The 24359-nt window shown below is 66.4% G+C and carries 22 protein-coding genes; 6 read left to right on the top strand and 16 right to left on the bottom strand.

Translation table 11 applies throughout. From position 1 onward, the window contains the following. Position 1: 1 nt before the first annotated feature. The 4 genes from V6B15_RS09525 to V6B15_RS09540 form a co-directional block, all read right to left on the bottom strand. Positions 2-4198 carry a translocation/assembly module TamB domain-containing protein gene (locus tag V6B15_RS09525; protein ID WP_334200953.1) on the bottom strand — a complete coding sequence of 1399 codons (4197 nt, stop codon included), beginning with the start codon at positions 4196-4198 and terminating at the stop codon, positions 2-4. Beyond that, positions 4198-6351: an autotransporter assembly complex protein TamA gene (locus V6B15_RS09530; protein WP_334200954.1), complete on the bottom strand. Its 2154-nt coding sequence runs from the start codon at positions 6349-6351 to the stop codon at positions 4198-4200. Before V6B15_RS09530 ends, V6B15_RS09525 begins: the two co-directional genes overlap by 1 nt. After that, positions 6341-7183 carry an arginyltransferase gene (locus V6B15_RS09535; RefSeq protein ID WP_253518262.1) on the bottom strand — a complete coding sequence of 281 codons (843 nt, stop codon included), beginning with the start codon at positions 7181-7183 and terminating at the stop codon, positions 6341-6343. Before V6B15_RS09535 ends, V6B15_RS09530 begins: the two co-directional genes overlap by 11 nt. 172 nt (positions 7184-7355) lie before the next feature. Continuing rightward, on the bottom strand, positions 7356-8609 hold the full coding sequence (locus V6B15_RS09540; protein WP_334200955.1) for a threonine ammonia-lyase: 1254 nt from the start codon (positions 8607-8609) through the stop codon (positions 7356-7358). A 109-nt stretch (positions 8610-8718) separates the two neighbouring features. Between V6B15_RS09540 and V6B15_RS09545 the strand changes: the two genes are divergently transcribed. Then, positions 8719-10368, top strand: coding sequence for an amidohydrolase (locus V6B15_RS09545; protein WP_334200956.1), 1650 nt, complete (start codon positions 8719-8721; stop codon positions 10366-10368). Here V6B15_RS09545 and tatC read toward each other — a convergent pair. The 9 genes from tatC to V6B15_RS09590 form a co-directional block, all read right to left on the bottom strand. Then, a complete protein-coding gene (tatC, locus tag V6B15_RS09550) occupies positions 10353-11147 on the bottom strand; it encodes a twin-arginine translocase subunit TatC (RefSeq protein WP_263606232.1) in 795 nt (264 codons plus the stop codon). The genes V6B15_RS09545 and tatC overlap by 16 nt on opposite strands. Position 11148: 1 nt before the next feature. Continuing rightward, a complete protein-coding gene (gene tatB, locus V6B15_RS09555) occupies positions 11149-11601 on the bottom strand; it encodes a Sec-independent protein translocase protein TatB (RefSeq protein ID WP_334200957.1) in 453 nt (150 codons plus the stop codon). A 24-nt stretch (positions 11602-11625) separates the two neighbouring features. Beyond that, on the bottom strand, positions 11626-11853 hold the full coding sequence (locus V6B15_RS09560) for a twin-arginine translocase TatA/TatE family subunit (RefSeq protein ID WP_253518294.1): 228 nt from the start codon (positions 11851-11853) through the stop codon (positions 11626-11628). A 61-nt stretch (positions 11854-11914) separates the two neighbouring features. Then, positions 11915-12532: an SMC-Scp complex subunit ScpB gene (gene scpB / locus V6B15_RS09565; protein WP_334200958.1), complete on the bottom strand. Its 618-nt coding sequence runs from the start codon at positions 12530-12532 to the stop codon at positions 11915-11917. Further along, positions 12532-13341: a segregation and condensation protein A gene (locus V6B15_RS09570; RefSeq protein ID WP_334200959.1), complete on the bottom strand. Its 810-nt coding sequence runs from the start codon at positions 13339-13341 to the stop codon at positions 12532-12534. The genes scpB and V6B15_RS09570 overlap by 1 nt, the downstream gene beginning before the upstream one ends. Beyond that, positions 13338-14360 carry a beta-N-acetylhexosaminidase gene (nagZ, locus tag V6B15_RS09575; protein ID WP_334200960.1) on the bottom strand — a complete coding sequence of 341 codons (1023 nt, stop codon included), beginning with the start codon at positions 14358-14360 and terminating at the stop codon, positions 13338-13340. The genes V6B15_RS09570 and nagZ overlap by 4 nt, the downstream gene beginning before the upstream one ends. Before the next feature lie 79 nt (positions 14361-14439). Beyond that, positions 14440-15135 carry an SPOR domain-containing protein gene (locus V6B15_RS09580; RefSeq protein ID WP_334200961.1) on the bottom strand — a complete coding sequence of 232 codons (696 nt, stop codon included), beginning with the start codon at positions 15133-15135 and terminating at the stop codon, positions 14440-14442. Positions 15136-15137: 2 nt separating this feature from the next. Beyond that, positions 15138-16877, bottom strand: coding sequence for an arginine--tRNA ligase (argS, locus tag V6B15_RS09585; RefSeq protein ID WP_334200962.1), 1740 nt, complete (start codon positions 16875-16877; stop codon positions 15138-15140). Positions 16878-16924: 47 nt separating this feature from the next. Then, positions 16925-17578: a hypothetical protein gene (locus tag V6B15_RS09590; RefSeq protein WP_334200963.1), complete on the bottom strand. Its 654-nt coding sequence runs from the start codon at positions 17576-17578 to the stop codon at positions 16925-16927. A 96-nt stretch (positions 17579-17674) separates the two neighbouring features. On the opposite strand from V6B15_RS09590, the gene ispH reads away from it, so the two are divergent. Genes ispH through rnhA form a run of 3 tightly spaced genes read left to right on the top strand, consistent with a single transcriptional unit; the run spans position 17675 to position 20056 of the window. Further along, positions 17675-18658, top strand: coding sequence for a 4-hydroxy-3-methylbut-2-enyl diphosphate reductase (ispH, locus tag V6B15_RS09595; protein ID WP_334200964.1), 984 nt, complete (start codon positions 17675-17677; stop codon positions 18656-18658). 1 nt (position 18659) lies between these two features. Next, a complete protein-coding gene (thrB, locus tag V6B15_RS09600) occupies positions 18660-19616 on the top strand; it encodes a homoserine kinase (protein ID WP_334200965.1) in 957 nt (318 codons plus the stop codon). Continuing rightward, positions 19613-20056 (top strand): ribonuclease HI, encoded by a 444-nt coding sequence (rnhA, locus tag V6B15_RS09605; RefSeq protein WP_334200966.1) that lies wholly within the window; start codon positions 19613-19615, stop codon positions 20054-20056. The genes thrB and rnhA overlap by 4 nt, the downstream gene beginning before the upstream one ends. On the opposite strand, the gene V6B15_RS09610 is transcribed toward rnhA, so the two are convergent. From V6B15_RS09610 to V6B15_RS09620, 3 genes are all read right to left on the bottom strand, one after another. After that, complete coding sequence (locus V6B15_RS09610; protein ID WP_263606220.1) at positions 20057-20233, bottom strand: YegP family protein; 177 nt, start codon at positions 20231-20233, stop codon at positions 20057-20059. A 61-nt stretch (positions 20234-20294) separates the two neighbouring features. Next, the gene (locus V6B15_RS09615) at positions 20295-21392 is read right to left on the bottom strand and encodes an NAD(P)/FAD-dependent oxidoreductase (protein ID WP_334200967.1); all 1098 of its coding nucleotides are present in this window, start codon (positions 21390-21392) and stop codon (positions 20295-20297) included. Beyond that, positions 21389-22354 (bottom strand): alpha/beta hydrolase, encoded by a 966-nt coding sequence (locus V6B15_RS09620; RefSeq protein WP_334201353.1) that lies wholly within the window; start codon positions 22352-22354, stop codon positions 21389-21391. Before V6B15_RS09620 ends, V6B15_RS09615 begins: the two co-directional genes overlap by 4 nt. An 87-nt stretch (positions 22355-22441) precedes the next feature. Here V6B15_RS09620 and V6B15_RS09625 point away from each other — a divergent pair, with 87 nt between their 5' ends. Further along, entirely contained in the window at positions 22442-23158 is a 717-nt protein-coding gene (locus V6B15_RS09625; protein ID WP_334200968.1) for an A24 family peptidase, read from the top strand. 91 nt (positions 23159-23249) lie between these two features. Next, positions 23250-24344, top strand: coding sequence for a Flp pilus assembly protein CpaB (gene cpaB / locus V6B15_RS09630; RefSeq protein ID WP_334200969.1), 1095 nt, complete (start codon positions 23250-23252; stop codon positions 24342-24344). Positions 24345-24359: the final 15 nt, after the last annotated feature.

The raw sequence follows: 24359 nt of genomic DNA on the forward strand, positions 1-24359 counted from the left end.
CCTAATAGTCGCGGCTGATTTCCGCGACCACGCTTTCCCGGCCCACCGTCGAAACCGCCGCCAGCAGCGATAGCCAGCTGGTCACGCGGAATTCCAGCTCGGTCGCGCTATATCCGCGTCCGTCGGTGATGATCTCCGCATAGAAACGCCGGCCGAAGTTCTTGCCCAGCGCCACGCCCGTGCCGCGGCCCAGCGCCGGGTCGGCGCTGACGATCCGCAGGCGATCGAGGCCGATGGCGCTGCGCAGCTGGTTGATCGGATCGAGCCCGCCGCCGCCGCGCAGGCTGGCAACCGCCGCCCCCAATTGCAGCGCATCGGTGGCCGAAAGGCTGGTGACCGATCCGCCGAACAGCAGGCGTGCCAGCAATTCCTCTTCGGGCAGCGAGGGGTTCGAGCTGAAGGCGATCTCGGGCTGGGTCGCGCTGCCCTGCACCGTGGCTTCGACGGTTAATCCGTCGCGTTCGGTCTCCGCCACGATATCGAGCCGCGGATCGACCGGCACATTGGCATCGAATTCGATCTCGCCGCGGGTCAGCTCGAATTGCGTTCCGGCAAAGGTGTAGTCGCCGCGCACCACTTCGGCGCTGCCGCCGATGCGGGGGTCGTCGGTGGTCCCGCGCAGGATGACATCGGCCGACCATTCGCTGTCGAGCCCCATGCCATCGACATTGATCCGGCTCGCCGCCGTGGCATCGATCAGATAGCGCCACGGACGCGACGGGGCGACCTGTGGGGCGCGGTTGGCTGGCGCATTGATCTCGCGCGTGGCAATCTGCGGCAGGCGCAGATCGTCGGACGCGGTGCCCAGCCGCCAGCTCGCCTCGTTGACGCGTACGCGGCCCGCAATGGTCCCGCCGAGCCCGTTGGAAACGATCCGCAGCGGCCCGGTGATGGTGGCGCTGAGCCCGCCGGTATCGAGCAGGCGGGCATTGCGCGCCGAGGCGCGCAGATCGATGATCGGCCCGCGGATTTCGAGCACCCGGCCCTCCACCGCTTCGCCCAGCGTGCGCAAATCGACGATCCCGCTGCCGCTCACGCTCCCACCGTTCACCGCAGTGCCGGCAAAGCGCGCGATTTGCAGGCGCGATCCGCGGAACCGCCCGCGCAGCGTGATGTCGCGAATATCGGTGCCCGACAGCGAACTGCGCAATTGCAGCGTCTCGCCCGAGATCGAGCCGCGCACGGTGGGGTCCTGCAAGGTCCCGCTGGCATCGGCAGCGATCGCGATCGGGCCGGTGATGTCGAAGGTGTCGAGCGCCGCCAGCCGCCACAGGCTTTCTGCCGCGCCGCGATAGCGCAATTGGGCCAGCAGGCTACCGGCACGCAGCCGGTCGATCAGCATCCCCTGCGCGGGCAATCCGGTAATCTGCGCCTGTACACGGCCGCGCTGGATATCCTCATTCTGCAGCAGTGCGCGGGCCTCGAGCTCGCTTTCGGTCAACCGCGCAACCAGCGCCACATTGACCGGACGCGAAGTCAGCACGAGTCCCGAACGGGTGAGCCCGTCGATCTTCACTTTGGCGTCGCTCACCGGGAGCCGATTGGCGCCGATGCGATAGTCCACCGTACCCGAGATCATCCCGCCCAGCCCGGTATCGGGCCGCACGATATCGATCAGCGACAGCGGCATGCGTGCAAGCTTGAAGTCGAAATCGAGATCGCCGCCGCCAAAGCTGCCCGAAGCGATCATCCCGCCATCGCCATAGGACAACTGCGTTGGCGCAAGACGCCAACCGCCATTGTCGAGGCTGGTAAGCACCGCGCGGCGCGGCATGGAAATGCGGCGTCCGGCAAACTCGCCCTGTGCGGCCAGCGCGATCTGGTCGGGGCGGATGCCCGCGTTCACATCGAGGACGAACCGGCCGCTGCGCCGCCCCGAAAGCGATGCATCGACGCTGCCTACGCCGTTCTCGATCTCGCCCTGCGCCGCAAGCCGTCCGATAAACAGCGTGCCATAGGAGAGCCCGACCGCAGTGCCCGTGCCGGAAAAGCTCGTATGGCCTTTACGGATCAGTCCCGAGGCGTCGATATCCGCGCGTGCAATCCGCAGCGGTGTCTCACCGCCAAAGCGCGCGTTGCGGGCCTTGAGCGCGATATCCAGGCCCTGACCACCGCCACGCGGTGCCAGCGCGACAGTGCCGTCGAGCCCGCCCCCATCGAAGGCGAGCGTTCCGTCGGCGCCGCCATCGACCAGCGTCAGCCCGCCGGTGACATTCGTTTCCGATACGCGCATGCTCTCGATCGCGATCCGGGTCGGTCCGCCCTCGGGCGCCAGCAGCGCCAGTTGTCCGGCGAAGGGCCCGAGGAGCGACTCGCCCTCGGTATCGATCGCAAAGCCTTCCTCGCTTGGCGCGATTGTCAGGCGAACATTCTCGAGCCCGGTCGCGGGGCTGGCGAAGACCAGCGCGGCGCTGGGTCCGGCATCGGTCACGCTGGCTTCGACGGTGAAGGGGCCGTAATCGACATGTGTGCCGCTGCCCGCCACCTGGGTGGTACCATCGCGAACGCTGCCGTCGAGCGCGAGGCTCAGCTTGCTGGCATCAACGAGCAAACGGTTGAAGTCGAGCGGCGCATTGCCGCCTACCGCGATACCGCCGCGCACGCGGATCGGTGTTCCGGCGAGATTGGCCAGCGTGGCATTGGTGACCGGCGCGATCCGCGCGTCGAGATCGGCTGCCAGCCGCCAGGGTGCCCCCGACGCCAGCACGAAGTCGATCACGGCGGTTCCGCCCAGCGTACCGACATTGTCGAGCGCAAGCCGCTCCGCGCGGACGGGACCGCGCAGCTCGTAACGGCCGCTCGCCAGATCGCCGCGCAGCGCAAGGTTGGCCGACGTGCCGGGGAAGGCTACGCTCAGATCGTCGGACAGCAGCGTCGAACCGCTGAGCACCAGAGTGCCGCGGCCCACGCCGTCGACCAATCGCGGATCGACCCAGGCGTTGCCGCTGGTGACCTTTGCTACCGCGACATCGAGCGGCAGCGTCCATCGCGTCCCGTCATACCGCGCGGTGCCCTGTTGCCGCAGCCCTGCCAGCACGGTGCCTTCGAGATCGAGTTCGCCGATGCGCAAATCGTGGACCACCGCCAGATCGCTGAATGCGCCGTCGAGTGTGGCGGAAAGCTGCGTGTCGCAGAGCGCCATGCCCTCGCCCAGCACATTCGGATCGCGCACACGGACGACCAGCTCCAGGTCCTCGGCGCGGTTGGCTGCGAGGTCGACCAGTCCATTTGCATCGAGGCTCAGCCCGCGCCCGATCAGGATCGTCCGGCCATCGAAGGCGCGGTCGTCGATAGCCAGATCGGCCTTCAGCGCGACATCATCGCCCAGCGCGCGCGCGGGGATACCGGAAAGGAAATCGGACGGATCGAACTTGCCCAGCAGGCCGAAGCGGCCCGCCTGGTTGGTAACGCGCATGGCCGCCACGCGCTCGTCCTCGCTGCGCACCAGCACCCCGCCGGTCCATTGCGACCAGGTTCCATCGCCGCGCAGCCGCGCGGTATAGGCACGGTCGAGGCCCGCCAATGCTGCCAGCGGGCCATCGGCGGCCGCGGCAAGATCGAAGGAGAGATCGAAATCGTCGCCATCGGGTTCGGCGTCGAGCAGCAGCGCCAGCCGGTCGCGCTCGCCCAGCGCTCCATCCACATCGAGCAGCAGGCGCCGGTCGGTGACCGTCGCGCTCCCGCTCAGATCGACCCGCTGCGCCTGATCCCCGGCAATGCCGGGTGCGAGCGTGAGCTGGTTGATCGTGAAGTCTTCCACCGCGATATCGAAGCCGGGCAGGATCGGCCCTTCTTCCTCGCTCGGCAGGAATTCGGGGATCCGCGCCAGCGTCGCGCGGCGCGCGGCGAAGGTGTCGATCTCCAGCCGGTTCGACAGCCACGCGCCGGGGTTCCAGTCGACCTCCGCGCGCGGGATCGTCAGGAACACGCCCTGCGGGTCCGACAGGCGCACATCGTGCAGCACCGCCGCGCCGTAGAGATTGCCCTCGATCCGCCTGATCTGGACGTTCAGTCCATTGGGGAAGGTCCGCTCGGCGATCCGGTCGGCAAGGAAACGTTCGCCCAGCGGGGTGTTGAGCACAGCCAGCGCGCCGACAATCACCAGCACCAGCGCGCCGACGATGCCCAGCAGCCTTTTGCCACCGCGCGGACGGCGGCGGGCGGCGGGCTCGGTTTCGCTCAACGCGTCCTCGCTCATCAGAAGGCCTGTCCGAGCGAGATATAGACCCCGACCGCCGAGTCTTCGGGTTCGGGATTGAGCGGGATGCCCACGTCGAAGCGGATCGGGCCGAAGCCGGTCGCGTACCGCAAGCCTATGCCCGCGCCCATCTTGATCTCGGCGAAATCGGGCGTGGTCGAGGTCGACACGCTGCCCAGATCGAAGAACGGCACGACCGACACCGCGCCATCGAAGAAGCCGGTCCCGATCCGCGCCTCGAGCGAGGCTTCGACCAGGCTGCGCCCGCCGGTCGGTTCCATGAATTCGTTCTTGGGTCCGATCGCCTGATAGCCATAGCCGCGCACCGAGCCCCCGCCGCCCGCATAGAGCCGCCGCGACGGCGCGATGCCGACCAGGTCGGCACCCTGGATGCTGGCGAAGGCCCCGCGCGCCGCGATCACCGTGCGCGCGCCGACCGACTGGTAGAACGCGCCGTCAACACGGTTACGCAGGTAATAGTACTGCTCGCCCTCGGTGCGCGAGGTTTCGGGGGCGAGGAACCCGGTCACCCGGAACCCGCGCGTCGGGTCGAGCAGCGAGTCGCTGGTATCGATCGTCGCGCGGCCGAACAGCGAGGCGACGAAATAGGTCTGGCGGGGCCGCGCCACGCCGTCGACGATGCGGTTACGTTCGTCGGTCGCAAGCACTTCGGCGCCGATGCCCCAGGCGAGGGGTTTCTGGAACAATAGCGTCGAGGTGCGTTCATACGTCCCGGTTAGCGCCACCGTGCGCGCGTCATAGGCGGTGGTATCGATGCTGGAGGCATAGGCATCGACGGTGAGCACCTTGTCGCGGCCACCGAAATTGTTCTTGCGGAAGGTCACCCCGGCCAGCTGCTCGCGCGTGCCGAGGATGCCGCGCAGCCGCAGCGCGCCTTCGGGCGGGAAGAAATTGCGATGCTCCCAGCTTGCCTGGATACGTACGCCCTCTTCGGAGCCATAGCCGATCGCGCCCGCGATCGTCCGCAGCTTGGCGCGTTCGAGCGTGACGTCCATTGCCACCACGCCGGGTTCGTCGCCCTGCGGCGGCGACACTTCGCGCGTTTCGACGCCGACGGTCGATACCAGCCCCGTGGCGGTCACCGCGCGGCGCAGGTCGAAGGCGAGGCTGCGCTGATAGACATCGCCCGCATCGAACCGTGCGATGCTCGCGAGATGGCGGCTGGAGAGGAACGCCTCGTCGCTGCTCACGACCTCGCCGAAGACATATTTGCCGTTCGGGCGAACCGGCATGGTCAGGTCACCCTCGACCCGCTCGTGATCGATCAGCAGTTCGGGATTGTCGATCTCGGCAAAGGCGTAACCGGTCTCGCCCAAAGCGCGATCGAGATCGAACCGTTCGGCAAGGATATCATCGGACTGGAGATAATCGCCCGGGCGGATTTCGAAAGCGTCGCGCAGAGCGCCGGCATCGGGCGCGGCGGCCAGATCGCCCAGCGCAATCGCGCCGTAGGTGTAGCGCGGCCCCGGGATGACATCGAAGCGTACGCGCGGGCGCTGGTCGGCCGCCTCCTCGCCCGCATCGCGCGTGGCGATGGTGCGGACGATCTCGCCGTCGTAATAGCCATAGACGCGCAGCAGCGTGCGCAGCAGTTCCTCGTCCTTGCGCGCGCGCGCGGCAAGCTGGGCGACATTCTCGTCGCCATCATCGAGCTCCTCGATGGTCGAGAGCGCCTCGAACCGGTCGATGAAATCTCCGCGCTCGCTGAACGGCGGTTCCTTCTGCGGGAAGCCCAGCACCAGCGTATCCGACAGTTCTTCCAGATCAGCCTCGTCGAAAGCGATCTGCGGCACATCGGCCAGCAGGTCGGCAAAGACGATATCGGTTTCGGGTTCGAGCGGCTCGAGCGGCTCGAAAACGACATCTTCAGGCCATGCCACCGACATGCCCGGAATTTCGGAGACCGCGGTCTCGGCCCGGAGGTCGCTCGCGCTGTCGTCCACGGCAATTTCGGTGGGTGCATCGGTGCCTTGCTGCGCCCAGGCCTCGGGATCGCTAACCGCGCTGTCGGGGATCAGGTCTTCGAGCGAAGGCGGAGCATCGGCATCCTGCGCCGCGAGCGGCTGGACGCCCGCGATTGCAATCGCGGCAAGACAGGTAGCCAGCGCGTGACGCGCCAGATCAGTCGGCAATCCGGTACTCGGCCGCGAGCCCGTCCTTGGCCGGCAGCGCTTCGTCGCGGCGGCTGGTGCGCGGGGCGGTAGCAGCGGCGATGAGGCGCTTCTGCTCGTCATCGGACATGCGCTCCCATCCGCCGCGGGTAAGTCGTTCGAGCGGACGATAGCGGACTTTGTATTGCATCCGCTCAGCCCCATCGACCCAATAGCCGAGATAGACATAGGGCAGGCCGCTGGCGGCCGCACGGCGAATGTGGTCGAGGATAATGTAGTTCCCAAGCCCGGCGCGATCCCCATGCTCAGAGTTGTAGAAGCTGTAGATCATCGACAGCCCGTCACCCTGATAATCTGTTAGGCACGCCCCCACGAGGCGGCCCGGTTCGGTGCCGATGCCCGGCTCCCGATATTCAATGACATAGCTGGTGACACTGGTGTGTTCCACCATGTCGGCAAAGTCACTTTCCTCCATCTGCGTCATCCCGCCACCGGGGTGGCGGGCTGCAAGGTAACTCTGCAACAGCTCGAATTGTTCCGCAGTTGCCCATGGACGGCATTCGGTGGCGATCAGATCGTCATTGGCCTTGAGCGTGCGCTTCTGCGACGAGGACGGCTTGAACTCGTCCGCTACCACCCGCACCGAGACGCAGGCCTGGCAATCGAGGCAGGACGGGCGGTAGGCGACAGTCTGGCTGCGGCGGAAGCCGATCCGGCCAAGCGCTTCGTTCAGTTCGTCGGCATTGTCGCCGCGCAGTTCGGTAAAGACCTTACGCTCGCTCTTGCCCGGCAGATACGGACACGGCGCAGGGCTGGTCACGAAGAAGCGGGGGAAGCGAATCGGTGCGGTCACTTTGGGTTGCATCCTCTCAGAGGTTAACAATTCCTTACCTGTCGCAGACATTAATGACAGAGCGGGTCTCTGGTTAAAACCCTCTTAACCATGAAAAGCGCAAACCGCCCGTCGAACGGTCCCTTCGAGACTGGGATATCGGGCCGCGCCGAGCGCTGGCCCGCGACCGGGGTCAGGCCAGTTCGGCCAGTTCCACGGTGTAGCCTTTTTCGCGCAGGTTGCGCACCAGCCGGTCGATCTGCTCGCCATCGCGCGCTTCGCATTCGATCTCGGCGGTCAGCCCCTTGGCCGGCAGCGTGGTGAAGATGCGCTGGTGATAGATTTCGATGATGTTGACGTTATGCGCGTTGAATTCGCGCATCACCTTGAACAGCGCGCCGGGGCGATCCTGCAAGACGACCTGGAGCCGCGCCAGGCGGCCCGACCGCGCGAGATCGCGCAGCAGCACATTGGCCAGCAAGCGGGTGTCGATATTGCCGCCGCACAGCACCAGGCCGATGGTCTTGCCGGCGAATTTCTCGGGGTTGGACAAGACCGCGGCAAGCCCGGCCGCACCTGCCCCTTCGACCACCGTCTTCTCAATCTGCAGCAGCAGCGACACCGAATGTTCGAGCGTGGATTCCTTGACCAGCAGAACCTCGTCGACCAGCTCGGCGATGATCTGGCGGGTGAATGCACCCGGCGCCTTGACCGCAATTCCTTCGGCCAGCGTATCGCCGCCGCAGGGGCGGTCATCGCCGGTGACAGCGGAATACATCGACGGATAAAGCTCGGCCTGCACCCCGACCATCTCGATCTCGGCCTTGAGCGCCTTGGCCACCGTCGCCATCCCACTCATCAACCCGCCGCCGCCGATCGGCACGACGAGGCAATCGAAATCGTCCTTCTCGGCCAGCATTTCGAGCGCCACCGTGCCCTGCCCCGCAGCGACCAGCGGATCGTCGAACGGGTGGACGAAGGTTAGCCCGCGTTCCTGCTCGAGCTCGAGCGCATGGGCATAGGCCTCGTCGAAGGTCTCGCCGAACAGCACCACGTCGCCGCCAACGCTCTGCGTCTGCATCACTTTCACGCTGGGCGTGGTTTCGGGCATCACGATGGTCACCGGCACGCCCAGGCGGCGGCCATGATAGCTCAGCCCCTGCGAGTGATTGCCGGCAGAGGCGGCGATGACGCCGCGTGCACGCTGCTCCTCGTCGAGATGCAGCAGCGCATTGAGCGCGCCGCGTTCCTTGTAGGCCGCGGTGAACTGGTGGTTCTCGAACTTGAGCCAGATGTCGGCCCCGGTAATTTCCGACAAGGTCTGCGAGCGCAGCATCGGGGTGCGTACCACCGCGCCTTCGATCCGCGCCGCGGCAGCGCGGACATCGTCGAGGGTGAGGAGGTCGGTGGCCTTGCTTGCGGCCCGCACGGGAGATGCCTTTGTCATCCTTCGCCCCTACGGCGCGCGGCCACGGGGCGCAATCGCCGAAAGGGTTTGCCTCAACCAAGCTTTGCCTTATCGCGAACCATCGAATTCGAGACGGGACCGCAGTGAAATGACACGCAAATTCCTCGCCGCCATGATCGCCCTGACGCTGGCCGCACCGGCGCAGGCCGATGTGCTGATCGACAATGTCGAAGGCATCACCATCGGCGAAGACGGCACGATCCAGCGCTTCACCGCACTGGTCATCGACGACGACGGCAAAGTCGCGCAGATCCTTTCCGCCAAGGACAAGAAGCCGCAGACCGATTACCGCGAAGACGGCGAAGGCGCGGTGATGATCCCGGGGCTGGTCGATGCGCATGCGCATGTCATGGGGATCGGGATCGGCGCGCTGACGCTCGACCTGTCGGACACCACTTCGCTGGAAGAGGCGCTCGACAAGATCCGCCGGTTCGCCGCCGAAAACGAGGCCCGCCCGTGGATCCTCGGGCGCGGCTGGAATCAGGAGAAATGGGGCCTTGGCCGGTTCCCGACCGCCGCCGAACTCGACCGCGCGGTATCCGACCGTCCGGTCTATCTCCAGCGGGTCGACGGCCATGCCGGCTGGGCCAACAGCCTCGCAATGCAGGCAGCAGGCATCGACGCGAACACCAAGAGCCTGGCGGGCGGGCGGGTCGAACGGCTTCCCGGTTCGCAAGCCCCCGCAGGCGTATTCGTCGATGCCGCCGAAGCACTGATGATGCGCGCGATCCCCGCACCGCGCCCCAACGAGCGCGACCTCGCCTTTGCCGAGGCGCAGAAGGTGCTGCACAGTTTCGGGATCACCGCCGTGGCCGACATGGGCACATCGATCGAGGATTGGCAGGCGTTCCGCCGCGCAGGGGATACGGGCGCGCTGACGCTGCGCATCATGGCCTATGCTGCGGGTCCCGACCAGATGGAGCTGATCGCGGGCGCACGCCCTTCGCCCTGGCTGTATGACGACAAGCTGCGGCTGAACGGGGTCAAGATCTACCTCGACGGCGCATTGGGTAGCCGCGGGGCGTGGCTCAAACGCCCCTATGCCGACGATCTGGGCAATACCGGCCTGCCGCTGACCGGTCCGGCCAAGCTGCGCAATATCCTTGTGCGCGCCGCACAGGGCAATTTCCAGCCCGCGATCCACGCGATCGGCACTGCCGCCAATGAAGATGCGCTCAACGCGATTGCCGAGCTGGCCGAAAGCTTCCCCGGTGATCGCCGCTGGCGGATCGAGCATGCGCAGATCGTCGATCCGGTCGACCTGCCCAAATTCGGGCAGCACGGCATCATCGCCTCGATGCAGCCGGTCCACCAGACCAGCGACCGCATGATGGCCGAAGCCCGGCTGGGCGCCGACCGCCTCGACGGCGCCTATGCCTGGAACACCATCCTCGGGCTGGGCGGACGGCTGGCCTTCGGGTCGGACGCTCCGGTGGAATCGCCCGATCCCTTTGCCGGTCTGGCCGCCGCGGTGACGCGGATGGATGCCGCTGGCGAGCCTTTCGGCGGCTGGCGCGCGCAGGACCGGGTCAATCGCGAACAGGCGCTGGCAGGGTTCACCAGCGAAGCCGCCTATGCCGGTTTCGCCGAAGGCCGCTTCGGGCGGCTTCTGCCCGGCGAACGCGCCGATTTCGTGCTGATCGACCGCGATCCGATGCTCGCTTCACCCGGCGAATTGCGCGCCACCAAGGTGCTCGAGACCTGGGTCGGCGGGCGCAAGGTTTACGACGCCGACTGAGTTTCCTCGGCCTGCTCGTCTTCCGCCTTGCGGCGCTTTTCGGTCAGCCGCATCAGCAGCAACGAACCTTCGAACAGCAGCAGCAGCGGAATGGCCAGCAGCAGCTGCGATCCCGGGTCGGGCGGCGTGATGATCGCCGCCACGGCAACGATCAGCACGATCACATACCGCCGCGCGGATACCAGTTGCGCGCGCGTGACGATCCCTGCGCGGTGCAGCAGCAACAGCAGCACGGGCAGCAGGAAGCTCATCCCGAAGGCGAGGATGAACTGCATCACCAGCCCGAGATATTCATTCGCGGTCGGCAACGCCTGGATCTCGAGCCCGCCAGCCGACCCCTCGAAGCCGAGGAACCACTCGAAAGCGGTTGGCATGACGACGTAATAGGCGAGTGAGGCGCCCATCAGGAACAGTACCGGCGTGGCGAGCAGGAAGGGCAGGAAGGCCTTCTTTTCCTTCGCATAAAGCCCCGGCGCGACGAACGCCCACAGCTGGTTGGCGATGACCGGGAAGCTCAGGCAGAAGCCGGCAAACAGCGCGACCTTCAGTTCGACGAAGAACACCTCGTAGAGCTTGGTGAAGATCAGCTGCCCCTCGCCTGCGGGAAAGGCGTTCTTGAGCGGCTGGATCAGGAAGCCGAGGATCGGATCGGCGAAATAGAGGCACCCGCCAAAGGCCAGCGCCAGCGCCAGCACGCAGCGGACCAGCCGCGCGCGCAGTTCGATCAGATGGTCGAGCAGCGGGGCCTGGCTCTCGTCGATATCCTTAATCACCGCCATCTCAGCCGTCCTTGCCCGGCGGGGGCGGATCGAGTGGCGACGAGCCCGGCGGCGGGGGCGACGCGTCGTCCGCATGTTCGGGTGCCTTCACCGGGGCGGCGCGCTTTATCGCGGCTTCGGCGGCGGCATCCGCATCGGGTACGTCATCGGCCGCGGCAAGTGGTTCCATTTCGCCCGGCAGCAGGTTCTCGGGCGCGCCGCCTTCGGGGGTCGAACCATCGGGATATTCGGCCATGATCTGCTTGTTACGCGCGGCCCACTTCTCTTCCATTTCCTCGATCTCGGCCTGGCGGACGACCTCGTCCAGCCCGGCGCGGAAATGGCTCGACATGCGGCGCAGCTTGCCGATCCAGCGACCGGCATGTTTCAGCGCTTTTGGCATGTCACTGGGACCGATCACGAGGATCGCCACAATGACGATCACCAGCAATTCGCTGGCGCCGATATCGAACATGGCCTGCCTCCGCCTGCTAGCGGATCACTTGGTGTCGGAGGTCTGCTTGACCTGGTCGGGGGTCAGCCCCTCGTCGGCCGGCTTGGCGTCATGTCCAAGCTGCTTCGCAGGGGCTTCTTCCTCGTTCATGCCCTGCTTGAAGCTTTTGATGCCCTTGCCGAAATCGCCCATCATTTCGGAGATGCGACCCCGGCCGAACAGGACAAGGACAACGACGGCGATGATGGCGAGCTGCCAGACACTGAGACCCATGGGACCTTCTCTTTCAGATTGCTTGAGACCGAATATAGGCGTTGCGGCGGGTTAGCGCCAGTCAGGCTTCGTCGGCAGGCTCATCAAGCTCTTCGGCGGCGCTCTGCCCCTCTTCGGGGCCCTCGTCGCCGATCAGCTCTTCATAGGCGTCATCGACCGGGTCGAGCAGTCCCGTAGCGCGCAATTCCGCGATTCCCGGCAAGTCGCGGCGGCTCGAAAGGCCGAAATGGTCGAGGAAATCGGGGGTCGTCGCGTAGATCGTCGGTCGTCCCGGAACTTCGCGCCGCCCGGCGATCTTCACCCATCCCGCTTCCATCAGCACGTCGAGCGTCCCGCCACTCGTCTGCACACCGCGGATCGATTCGATCTCTGCGCGGCTGACCGGCTCGTGATAGGCGATGATCGCGAGCACTTCGGTGGCGGCGCGGCTGAGGCGGCGGACCTGTTCCTTCTCGCGCCGCAGCAGATGCGCCAGATCGGGTGCGGTTTCGAAATGCCAGCGCTTCGCGCGTTCGACCAGATGCACGCCGCGCTTCTCGTAATCGGCCGCCACGCTGCGCAGCGCCTCGCGCACATCGCCCACAGCAGCGCCGCCGAGAAATCCCGCCAGCGCCTCGGCCGTCATCGGCTCCTCCGCCGCGAACAGCGCGGCTTCGACAGCGCGGGCGAGTTCGTCCATCAGGCGGGCACCCGCCGCAGGTGGAGCGGTCCGAAGGTATCCTCCTGCTGCAATTCGGCCCGGCCCAGCCGCGCCAGTTCGAGCGCGGCGACGAAGCTCGAGGCAAGCGCCGAACGCTTGAGCCGCGGCTCGGCATGCGGCGGGAGGAAATCGCGCAATTCCATCCAGTCCAGCGTCACCCCGAGCATGTTGGAGACCCGGTCGAGCGCCGATTCGAGCGTCATCACGGGGCGTTCGCGCACCATGTGGATGGCGGGTGCCGTGCGCGCCTTCACGCGCCCATAGGCCTCGATCAGCGCGAACTGGTCGCAGTGCCACAAGGTCTTGCGCGCAATTTCCAGCCCCTCGGGCGTGCCGCGCAGGAAAACGTCGCGCCCGATCCGGTCGCCGCCCATCAGCCGCGCCGCCGCATCGCGCATCGCGCCGAGCCGCTGGAGCCGCAATTGCAGCTTGAGCGCGAGTTCCTCCGGACTGGGATCTTCCTGCTCTTCCTTGGGCAGGAGCATGGCCGATTTGAGATAGGCCAGCCACGCGGCCATCACGAGATAGTCGGCGGCCAGTTCGAGCTTCAGCGCTTCGGCCTGGTCGATATAGCCGAGATACTGATCGACCAGCGAGAGGATCGAAATCGAGCGCAGGTCGACCTTTTGCCGCCGTGCGAGGTCGAGCAACAGGTCGAGCGGCCCTTCCCACCCGTCGAGTTCGAGATAGAGCGTGTTCTCGTCGACCGACGCCTCGGCGGCGATCCCGTCCCACTCTTCCTGAGCGTCGCCGGCCGGATCGGCGAAGAGCAGCCCGTCGCTGGTCACGCCGCCGCCTCCTCCGCCAGCGCGAGCAGCGCATCGCGCTTGGCCAGCAGTTCGGCAGTCTCGGGCCCGTCCTGCGGTGCCCTCATGGCCGCATGGACACGGTCGAGCCGCGCGGCGGATTTTTCCGCCAGCGTTCCGCCAAGTCCGGCGATGGCTTGCTGGTCGGCCATCTTCGCCCAGCAGTTGAGCACGATATCGCAGCCCGCCGCGAGGGCACGCTCGGCGCGTTCGGGGATCGTCCCGTCGAGCGCTTCCATATCGATATCGTCGGACAACAGCAGGCCATCGAAGCCGATCCTGCCGCGGATCACGTCGTTTATGACCTTGTGCGACAGCGTGGCGGGCGCTTCGGCATCCCACGCTTCGAACACGATATGCGCGCTCATCCCCAGCGGATGCGCGGCGAGCGTGCGGAAGGGTTCAATATCTATCTGGAGCTCTGCGTCGCTCGCGGTGACGAACGGCAATTCCTTATGCGTGTCGCAGGTGGCGCGGCCATGGCCCGGCATGTGCTTGAGGCAGCCGACCACGCCTGCGCGGCCCATCCCGTCGAGCACGGCGCGGCCCAGCGCCGCCACCTGCAAGGGATCGCTGCCCAGGGCGCGGTCGCCGATCACATCGTCGGTTTCGGGGCGGCGCACATCGAACGGGGCGTGATAATCGACCGTGATCCCCATCTCGGCCAATTCGCGCCCCATCGCTTCCGCATTCGCGCGCGCGGCCTCGATCGCCGAGGCGGGCGCGATATCCCACAGCCGCGCGAACGCCTCGCCCGCCGGATAGCGCTGCCATTCGGGCGGTTTCATCCGCGCGACACGCCCGCCTTCCTGGTCGATCGAAACGATCAGATGCTCGCGCCCATGGATCGCGCGCAGATCGTCGGTCAGCCTGCGCAGCTGCGTACGATCGGCGCAATTGCGCGCAAACAGGATGTAACCCGCAGGGTCCGCCTCGGTGAAGAAGGCGCGCTCGTCGGCCGTCAGTTCGAGACCGGAGATGCCGAATATGGCGGGTGTCATCGCCGGAAAGTGGAACCTTGGCCCGAGTCCCGCAAGCTAAGCCCCTGCGGGAGGTGTGGAAATCAGTTTGGAGACGCGCCTATTTGACGAAACAGGCGAGCCCGTCCGCCTTGAGCGCGGCGCATAACCGGCTTGCACTGGCGCGGTCGCCCGTGATCGCCTGCAGGCGATAGACCGTGCCGATATCGACCTGTGCCTCGACCACGCGGTGGCTGACGCCGTTGAGCGCTTCGGTCTGCCGCATCAGGTTCGACCACGCCGCTTCGGCATCGGCGCGGCGCGGATAGGCGCCGACCTGCACCGAAGTACCGGCGACCGGGGTCGCGCGGGTGCCTTCGTTGACCGTCGAGGCGATGGTCGGACCGGACGATGTGCCCGCATCGACCGGCGGTTTGGTGGTGCTTTCGGCCAGCTTGCCTTCGCGCGTCTGCCCCTCGCCCACCGCGAAACTGGTGTCGCCCGTGCCGGCAAACGTCTTGCCGCCCGGGTCCTCCGGCTTGGTCTTGTAGGGTTCTTCGGGGGCCGCGATCACGCTGCCATCGGGTTCGGGTTCGTCCGAAGCCTGGTTGGTGAGGAACCAGATACCGCCGACAACCGCGCCGAGCAGCACCAAAGCGAGCACGCCGAGCAGGATCAGGCGCGAGGTATCGAAACCCGCGGCGTGGTCATCGTCCTCGGCCGCTTCGAGCCAGGGCAGGCTGTCGTCTTCGGCAAGGTCGAGCTGGTCCTCGGCCCCGCGATCCCCGCCCATGTCATACGGTGTCGATCCCACCATGCTCACATCTCCTCGACCGCTTCGACCCCCAGGATGGCGAGGCCGTTGCGGATGACCTGCCCGACCTGCGCCGCCAGGAACAGGCGCACGGCGGTCAGTTCGGCGTCGCCTTCCTGGATGATCCGTTTTGCCGGATCGTCATTACCCGTATTCCAGAAGCTGTGGAAGGCAGCGGCCAGGTCACCGAGGAAAAACGCGATACGGTGCGGCTCGCGCGCCTTGGCTGCAGCTTCGACCACGCGCGGGAATTGCGCCGCTTCGCGCACCAGCGCCAGTTCGTCGTCGCCCAGCCGGTCGAGATGCTCGTCGCTCGGCGTCACTCCCGCCTTGCGCAGCGTCGAATGGATCCGCGCATTGGCATATTGGAGGTAGAAGACCGGATTGTCCTTCGACGCTTCGACCACCTTGGCGAAGTCGAACTCCATCTGCGCGTCGGGCTTGCGCGTGAGCATGGTGAAGCGCACGACATCCTTGCCCACTTCATCGACCACTTCGGCCAGCGTGACGAAGGTGCCCGAGCGCTTGGACATCTTCACCGGTTCGCCATCGCGCAGCAGTTTGACCATCTGCACCAGCTTCACGTCGAACGGCACATCGCGTCCCGCGCCCTTGGTCAGCGCCGCGACGGCCGCGCGGATCCGCTTGACCGTACCGGCATGGTCGGCGCCCCAGATGTCGATCAGCGCATCGGCCTTTTCCGCCTTCTGGAAATGATAGGCGAGATCAGCCCCGAAATAGGTCCAGGCGCCATTCGATTTCTTGATCGGGCGGTCCTGGTCGTCGCCAAACTCGGTCGAGCGGAACAGCGGCAGTTCGACCGGCTCCCAGTCCTCGGGCGGCGCCTTGCCCTTGGGCGCTTCGAGCACGCCGTCATAGACGAGGCCCTTCTCGCGCAGCCACGCCTCTGCCGCTTCGGGCTTCTTCGTCGCCTGCAATTCGGCTTCCGATGAAAACAGGTCGTGATGGATGCCGAGCAAGGCGAGATCGGCGCGGATCATTTCCATCATCGCGGCGACCGAACGCTCGCGGAACAGGCCGAGCCATTCGCTTTCGGCAGCATCCTTGTAGGCGGGGCCGAATTCCTGCGCGAGCCGCTCGCCCACCGGCTTGAGATAGTCGCCGGGATACAGCCCTTCGGGAATGGCACCGATATCGTCGCCCAGCGCCTCGCGGTAGCGCAGGTGCGCCGACCGGGCGAGGACATCGACCTGCCCCCCGGCATCGTTGACGTAATACTCGCGCACGACCCGGTAGCCCGCCCATTCGAGCAGGCCGCACAGCGCGTCCCCGACGACTGCGCCGCGGCAATGGCCCATATGCATCGGGCCGGTCGGATTGGCGGAGACATATTCGACATTGACCGTCCGCCCGTCGCCCAGCGCCGAGCGGCCGTAGTCGTCGCCCTGGGCGGCGATCGCCAGCAGTTCGCGGCGCCACGCATCGGGCGACAGGCGTAGATTGATAAAGCCGGGACCGGCGATTTCGCCGGCGTCGATATCGGGTTCACGCTGCAAATGCTCGACGATCTTCTCGGCCAGCGCGCGCGGATTGGTCTTGGCCTGCTTGGCCAGCACCATCGCGGCATTTGTCGCCAGATCGCCATGCGAGGGATCGCGCGGCGGCTCCACGGTCACATTGGCGCGCGGCGTATCGGCGGGCAGTACGCCCTCCATTTCGAGAGCGTTGAGAACGGCATCGATCCGGGCCGCGAAAGCCGCGTGAAGTGTCTGCATGTCAGCCATGCCGCGCGCCTAGCCTATCGGCGCAAAATGGCAAGACACGAGCGCTGCTAGCGCGTGGCGTTGTAGCGCAGCTGCGCTTCGGTCAGCTGGAAACCAACCAGCAGTTCGAAGGTCGCGCGCTGCACCGCGGCGCGCACCGCCGGATCGGCCAGCGGATCGAGCGCGGCATCGGGATCGCCGGGTTCGCGCTTGCGCGTGATCTGCTCGCGGATTTCGGCGGGCAGCGTGGCATCGGCGCGATTGACATAGGCGCCGGCGGCACCGCGTGCCTGCGCGCGTTCCTGCCCGTCGGCGAATTGCAGCGTTACATTGCCGACGCGCTTGGTGACGACCGATGAACCGCCGCGCAGCACGGTGGAGAAATAGGGCAGCGTGACCGTGCGGCTGCCGCGCGTATCGCTGCGGCGCGCAACGACGTCGAAGCTCGCTTCCGTATAGACCCGGTCGCCCGCTTCTTCATTGCAGGTGGAGCGCAAATTGGTGATTGCCGCGGTCACGTCGAGATCGGCCATGGTCGTCGCCCCGGCAGTCCGGAAAGTGGTGATATCGCCCGTGTAATCGGGGATGCCGACCGCCGGGCAAGTGCTGCGAACCGCGGAAATGCCGACGCCCTGGTCGACAATCAGGTCGCCTTCCCTGGCGCAACCGGCCAACGCCAGGCCAAGGGCAAGCGCGGGAAGAAGACGGTTACGGATGGTCATGCGGCTAAATTCCCTTTTGCGGTCATTCGAAATCGTAGCCCGGCGGGCTGCGGGATGCCCTAGCTTGGCCTGCACGAAAGCGCTAGAGGGCGGGACATGAACGCCCCCTTTCAATCCCCGCCCGGTTCGCCCGGCAGCGACCCGCGCCAGCCGCTCAAGCTCCTCATCGCTGCGCCGCGCGGCTTTTGCGCAGGCGTCGACCGCGCGATCGAGATCGTCGAGCGCGCGCTGCAGAAATACGGCGCGCCGGTCTACGTCCGGCACGAAATCGTGCACAATCGCTATGTGGTCGACAGCCTCAAGGCCAAGGGCGCGATCTTCGTCGAAGAACTGGACGAAGTGCCCGACGATGCGCCGGTTGTCTTCAGCGCCCATGGCGTGCCCAAGACCATCCCGGCAGAAGCCGAGCGGCGCAAGATGCTGTATGTCGATGCGACCTGCCCGCTGGTGAGCAAGGTCCACCGCCAGGCCGAACGCCAGATCGAAAAGGGCCAGCACATCCTGTTCATCGGCCATGCGGGCCATCCCGAGGTGATCGGGACGATGGGCCAGGTGCCGGAAGGCCGGATCACGCTGGTCGAAACGATCGACGACGTGGCGACACTCGATTTCGCGCCGACCGATGATCTTTCCTATCTTTCGCAGACGACATTGTCGGTCGACGACACGCGCGACATCATCAATGCGCTCGAAGCCCGCTTCCCGCAGATCATCGCGCCCAAGGCGGAAGACATCTGCTACGCCACCAGCAATCGCCAGGCCGCGGTCAAACAGATCGCCGCGAAGTGCGATCTGGTGCTGGTGATCGGGGCGCCGAACTCTTCCAACTCGCTGCGGCTCGTCGAGGTTGCCGAACGGCTCGGGACCAATGCCCGGCTGATCCAGCGCGCCGACGAGATCGATCCGGCATGGCTTGAGGGGGTTGGCACCATCGGACTCACGGCAGGCGCCTCGGCACCCGAAAAGCTGGTCCGCGAAGTGGTCGACCGGCTGTGCGACTGGCGGCTGGTCGACGAGGAGGTGATAACCGCCACCGAAGAGAACATGGTCTTCAAACTGCCGCGCCAGCTGACCGACTAGCGTGGCCGTCTATACCCATCTCGGGGCCGAGGAACTTGCGCGACTCATCGCGCATTACGATGTCGGCGAACTCGTCTCGTCCAAGGGCATCGCCGAAGGGGTCTCGAACTCCAACTGGCTGGTCGAAACCACGCGCGGGCGCTTCATCCTGACGATGTACGAACGGCGGATCGAGACCGCCGACCTGCCCTTCTTTCTCGGCCTGCTCGACCATCTTTCCGCGGCGCAATGCGCGGTGCCGCGCACGATCCATGACCGCGACGGCGCCGCCTGGCGCATGGTGGGCGACAAAGCGGTTGCGCTGATCGAATTCCTGCCGGGGGTCTCGCCGAGCAACCCGACACCGGCGCAGGCGCGCGCAGTGGGTGTTGCGCTGGCGCAGGCACACCTCGCCGCGCATGATTTCCCCATGGCGCGCGAAAACACGCTCGCCCCGTCCGATACGCTGGCGATTCTCGCGCAGTGCGGAGCGGCGGCACTCGCGACGATCGACCCGCATCTGCCCGCGATGCTGGACACCGGCGAGGCGATCGTGCGCGACTGGCCGGAAGATCTGCCGCGATCGATTATCCATTCGGACCTCTTCCCGGACAACGTGTTGATGCTGGACGACCGGGTCACCGGGATGATCGACTTCTATTTCGCCTGCACCGGCGCGATGGCCTATGACCTGGCGGTGACGCACGCCGCCTGGTGTTTCGACGATGCGGGCGAGACCTGCGATCACGCGCTGGGACGCGCGCTGATCGAGGGCTACGAAAGCGTGCGGGTGCTGAGCGAGCCGGAGCGCGCCGCGCTGCCGCTGCTGGCGGAGGGCGCCTGCCTGCGCTTCATTGCCAGCCGCGCGCAGGACTGGCTCGATACGCCCGAAGATGCGCTGGTCCGCCGCAAGGATCCGATGGATTTCACGCGGCGGCTGGAATTCTATCGCGCAAACGGCCAGAGGGCGTTCGCATGAAGAAGGTCGAAATGTTCACCGATGGCGCCTGCAAGGGCAACCCCGGCCCCGGAGGCTGGGGCGCGCTGCTGCGGATGGGCCAGCACGAGAAGGAACTGTCGGGCGGCGAACCCGATACGACCAACAACCGCATGGAAATGACGGCGGCGATCAAGGGGTTGAGCGCGTTGATCGAACCCTGCGAGGTCGATCTTCATACCGACAGCAAATACCTGATCGACGGGATCACCAAGTGGGTCCACGGCTGGAAGAAGCGCGGCTGGATCAATGCCAGCAAGAAGCCCGTGCGCAATGCCGAGCTATGGCATGAACTGATCGAACTGACCGCGCACCACCGGGTCCACTGGCACTGGGTTAAGGGCCATTCGGGTCACCCCGAAAACGACCGGGTCGACCAGCTTGCCAGCGATGCAGCGGAACAGTTCGCCCGCGCGGGATGATCAGCTGTTGTCGACGGTTTCCGCGCCGGGGCCGTTCTTCTTGATCGAGTCGATGGCGTTCTGCGCACTGGCCTTCGAGGCATATCCTTCGGTCGAGAACATCACTTCCGAATTGTATTTGAACCGGACGCGAAATTCGCCGGCCTTGTCCTTGTAGATCTCGAAGTGGTGGCTCATCGATTTGTCTCCGTCATAAGCTTGGATTGGGGGCGCACCCTAACAAATGATGCCGGCTTTGCTAGCCAAAGCGGGCCGCTGAATAGAGTTCGGGATCGAGACCCGCAGTCATCGCATCGGGTTTTTCGTCCAGCAACAGCTGGCGCCCGAGCCGCGCGGCGGCGGGCGAAGTCTGGATGCCGAAACCGCCCTGCCCCGCGAACCACGCGAAGCCTTCGACCTTGGGATCGCGGCCGTAGACCGGCCGGCGGTCAGGCGTGAAGCTGCGCAGGCCGGCCCATTTGTGCTCGACCGCTTCGACCCGCCAGTCGACGACTTCTTCAAGCCGCGCGATCGCTTCGGCCACCGCCAGTTCTTCGGGCGCGGCATCGCAGGGCTCGCTCGGTTCCTCGTCATGCGGGCTGACCCACAACCGTCCGGCTTCGGGTTTGAAATAGAACCGCCCGCGGATGTCGAGCACGAGCGGAAGGTCCTCGGGCACCGGCGGATCGACGCGCACCTGCACCACCGTACGGCGATAGGGACTGATTGCCGCTGGCTGCGCACCGGCCAGCCGCGCGATCTCGTCCGCCCAGGCCCCGGCCGCATTGACCAGCACTGCTGCGTGATGGGTCTCGCCGCGCTCGGTCGTCAGCGTCCATTGCCCGTCGGCGCGGGTGGCATTTACGAGCCGCGCGCGGCATTCCAGGCTGGCACCGCCGCCCTGCGCCTGGGCAAGGAAATGCGCATGGAGCCGGGCCACGTCGATATCGGCGCACATCGGCTCCCAGATCGCATCGGACCAGTCATGGCGGATACCGCCGATCCGCCGCTGCAATTCCGGGCGGCCGAGGTGCTGGATCGTCGCCCCGGTCGGGACGAAACGCTGCATGAACTGCGTCACCAGCTCCTCGTCGCCCTCGCGCCCGATATACAGCGCACCGCGCTGGTGGAGGAACCCGCCGTCGCGGAGATAGGCGCCCGATGCGAGCGTCAGCGGCACGATCTCCGGACCGCCGTAGCATTCTTCCCAGAAGGCGGCGGAACGGCCCGTGGCGTGATAGCCGGGCCGGTCCTCGGCCTCGAGCATCAGGACGCGTGCGCCGCCGTCGGTCAATTCGGCGGCGAGACTGGCCCCGGCGATTCCCGCGCCGATGATGGCAAAGTCGTAGCTGGTCACGGGTTCTCCTGCGGAGCCACGCGATCGAGGAAGTCGGTCATGCCCGCAAGGGCGCGCTCACGCACGGGATCGACTTCGCGCAGGATTTCGTGGCGTGCTTCGTCACCGAAGGCGATCAATTCGCCCTTGGGCAGGCGCTGCGCCGCGCGCACGGCGGATGCGTGGCTCACCAATCGATCCGCCGCTGTGCTCACCACCAGCACGGGCACATGCACCTTTTCTATCGCGCCGCGTTCCTCGAGCCGCCGGCTCGAGGCATAGGCGCGTTCCACCCAGCCCCAGCTTCCCGGCCCCATGACCAGTTCGGGGCGTTGCTCGCGCCACCACAGCTCGTCGGCATAGCGCGCGCCGTCATGGGTGAGCAGGTCGCTGCGATCGGCGGGCATTTCGCCGGGCTTCTCGCTCCATTTCCAGGCCGGACGCGTTGGCTTGCCGACCTTCGTCATCAGCCGCGCTGCCGCATGCAGCAGGCCGAGCGGCAATGGCGGACCCGCCATCCCGACCATCGGTGCGCTGAGGATTGCGGCATCGGGCGCGACCACGCCATCGACCAGCGCGCGCAAAACCAGATGCCCGCCCATCGAATGGCCGGCCAGGATATGGGGCCCCGGTGTGGCCGCCTTCCATGCGGTCCAGAAGTGCGCAAGATCCGCGGTCCAGTCGGAAAAATCGTCCACATGGCCGGTCACCGCGTCATTGCCGAGCCGCCCCGACCCCGCCTGTCCGCGCCAGTCGGCAGCGGTGACGCGCCAGCCTGCGCGATGCCATTGCTCCAGCGTCTCGAGATACTTCTCGTAGAAGTCGCCGCGACCGGGAAGGAACAGGATCGACCCGCGCCGGCCGCCGTCTGAGCCGGGCCAGTCGATCCGCCGAATCGCGTGGCCATCGGCCAGCGCGAAGGTGGATTCGCGCGCGGCCGGCGGGATCGCGCGGCGATCGATGGGTTCCTGCGGCGCTGGCATGTCGGCGATCACGACCTCCTCTATGGTTACTTTTTGGTAAGCACGTTCCTGTAGCACCACATCCCGAAGGGTTGCCCGGGGAGCGTCATGCAAAGCCAGATTTTCACCTACGTATTGCTTGCCGGATTGGCAATCGCACTCCTCTGGGTGATCGTGACCGACCTCAAGAGCCGGACGATCAGCAACCGGCTGACCATGACCGTCGCCCTCGGAGCACCGCTCTACTGGCTCTCGATCGGGCTGCCACTATGGCCCGGCGTCGCGTTCCAGATCGGTCTGGCGCTGCTGGTCTTCGCCGTGTGCTGTGTGCTGTTCGCGATCCGCCAGATGGGCGGCGGCGATGTCAAGCTGCTCACGGCGCTCGCGCTGTGGGTCCCGCCATCGCAATTCACGCTGTTGCTGGTCGCCATGGCGATGCTCGGCTGGGTGCTGACTATGGCCATCGGCGCATGGCGGGTGGCGCATTCGAAGACGATCAAGACCAAGCCCGCGCGCGATACCGTGCTGCTCGTCATCGGCACCGTCATTGCCGCGCTGTTCGCCAGCGCAGTGCTGGGCGGGCCCAAGCTGCCGATGCCGCCGGGCCTCGCCGGGATGGGCACGACCAGTCCGGCCGCCGCGATCGCGCTGATGCTCGCCCCCTTTACGATATTGCTCATCGTCACGCTCGGCTCGATCCGCATCATCCGCCGCCACGACCGCGATCTGTGGGTCCCCTACGGGCCGGCCATATCACTCGCCGGCATCTGGATCGTGGTCAGCGGGCAGTTGCTCGCAGGCCACGTAGCCGCGGCGGGCGGTTGAAAACGCGATCTTAACCAATTCGCCCTTAGAGCGTGAAACCATACTTGCCCGCGATAGGATTTGCCGGGCTGAACTAGGGGGCTAGATAGCCATGGATAGGAAGAAGCTGGTTCTGCTGATTGCCGCACTGGTCGTTGCGGTCGGAACGGCGCTTGTCGCGCGGAGCATGTTCGCCGGGGCGAGCGCACCGCAGGCCGAAGCCGCACAGGTCCAGGCGCAGGGACCCAAGGTCCTCGTCGCACAACGCGCGCTGCCGGTCGGCACGATCATCACGGCCGACGCAATCGGCTTCCAGATGTGGCCCGAAGAGCTGGTCCAGGACGCCTACTTCCTCGATGGCGAAGCCGATATGAGCAAGCTGCTCGGCACCGTCGTGCGCCATCCGATCACGGCCGGCGAACCGGTCACCCAGGGCTCGCTCGTCGCCCCCGGCGACCGCGGCTTCCTCGCTGCAGCGCTGGCTCCCGGCATGCGCGCCATCACCGTTCCCGTTAACGCCCAATCGGGCGTGGGCGGCTTTGTCTTCCCGGGCGACCGGGTGGACATGGTCCTGACCCAGCAGGTCGAAGGCAATGAAGGCACCAGCCTGAAAGCCTCGGAAACCATCCTTCGTAACCTTCGCGTGCTTGCCACCGACCAGTCGACCGTTTCGGAAAAGGCCGAAGACGGCTCGACCGTGGTCAAGGAATTCCGCACCGTGACGCTCGAAGTGACGCCGGTGATCGCGGAAAAGGTCGCCGTGGCGCAAACCATCGGCTCGCTGAGCCTGTCGCTGCGCTCGCTCGCCGACAACCAGACCGAGCTTGAACGCGCGATCGCTGCCGGTGACGTCACCATTCCCGACGATGCCACGCCCGAAGAGGAAGAGCGCCTGCTGCGCCAGGCAATGGCCCGCCCCGACGATGGCAAGAGCAGCTATGTGACCGGCGGCGATGTCTCGCGCTTCCAGCGCCGTACCATGCCCTCGCAAGGCACCGTCGCTCCGGCTGCACCGGGAGGTGCGCCTGTGGGCATCGGCGGACAGCCGGTCCGCCAGGGCCCGAGCGTGCGCGTCACCCGCGGTAAGGACACCGAAGAGGTCCCGGTCGGCAAGACCGGTGTGACTGCCTTCGTCGGCCAGCAGGCCGCCGGAACCGCGCAAGCCGCGAGGACGGTACCCGTCGCCCAGGCGGCCATGATCAAATGAGCCCGATACAAAATA

Source organism: Qipengyuania sp. Mu-71 (assembly GCF_036867055.1).
Taxonomy (GTDB): Bacteria; Pseudomonadota; Alphaproteobacteria; order Sphingomonadales; family Sphingomonadaceae; genus Qipengyuania; species Qipengyuania profunda.